Source organism: Thermosynechococcus sp. (assembly GCF_046299655.1).
Classification (GTDB): domain Bacteria; phylum Cyanobacteriota; class Cyanobacteriia; order Thermosynechococcales; family Thermosynechococcaceae; genus Thermosynechococcus.
The window spans coordinates 1-1,052 of sequence record NZ_JBKBHZ010000032.1; the positions used below are offsets into that span (position 1 = coordinate 1).

Genomic DNA, 1,052 nt, shown 5'->3' on the forward strand with positions numbered 1-1,052 from the left:
ATGACGATCGCGATTGGACGAGCGCCAGCGGAGCGGGGATGGTTCGACATCCTCGACGACTGGCTTAAACGTGACAGATTTGTCTTTGTCGGCTGGTCAGGCATCCTACTGTTTCCCTGTGCCTACCTTGCCCTTGGTGGCTGGCTGACCGGTACCACCTTTGTGACCTCCTGGTACACCCATGGCCTTGCCTCCAGCTACCTCGAAGGCTGCAACTTCCTCACCGTTGCCGTTTCCACCCCCGCCAACAGCATGGGGCACTCCCTGCTGCTCCTTTGGGGTCCTGAAGCCCAAGGGGACTTCACCCGCTGGTGCCAACTGGGCGGTCTGTGGACCTTTATTGCCCTCCATGGCGCCTTTGGCCTCATTGGCTTCATGCTGCGGCAGTTTGAAATTGCCCGCTTGGTGGGTGTGCGTCCCTACAACGCCATTGCCTTTAGTGCGCCGATTGCCGTCTTTGTGAGCGTCTTCCTCATCTACCCCTTGGGGCAATCCAGTTGGTTCTTTGCTCCTAGCTTTGGCGTTGCGGCCATCTTCCGCTTCCTGCTGTTTTTCCAAGGGTTTCACAACTGGACCTTGAACCCCTTCCACATGATGGGGGTAGCGGGAGTGCTGGGGGGTGCGCTGTTGTGTGCCATCCACGGTGCCACAGTGGAGAACACCCTTTTCCAAGATGGGGAAGGCGCCAGCACCTTCCGTGCCTTCAATCCCACCCAAGCGGAAGAGACCTACTCGATGGTGACGGCGAACCGTTTCTGGAGCCAAATTTTTGGGATTGCCTTCTCGAACAAGCGCTGGTTGCACTTTTTCATGTTGTTTGTGCCCGTGACGGGGCTGTGGATGAGTGCGATTGGCGTGGTGGGTCTGGCGCTGAACCTGCGGTCCTATGACTTCATTTCGCAGGAGATTCGGGCAGCGGAAGACCCTGAGTTTGAGACGTTCTACACGAAGAACCTGCTCTTGAACGAGGGCATCCGTGCTTGGATGGCGCCCCAAGACCAACCCCATGAAAACTTTGTCTTCCCAGAAGAGGTACTCCCCCGTGGTAACGC

At 57.5% G+C, this 1,052-nt stretch carries 1 protein-coding gene; it reads left to right on the forward strand.

Going from position 1 to position 1,052, the window contains the following annotated elements:
* A partial coding sequence (gene psbD, locus ACK4HN_RS11885; protein ID WP_409877758.1) for a photosystem II D2 protein (photosystem q(a) protein) occupies nucleotides 1-1,052 on the forward strand: 1,052 nt, incomplete at both ends.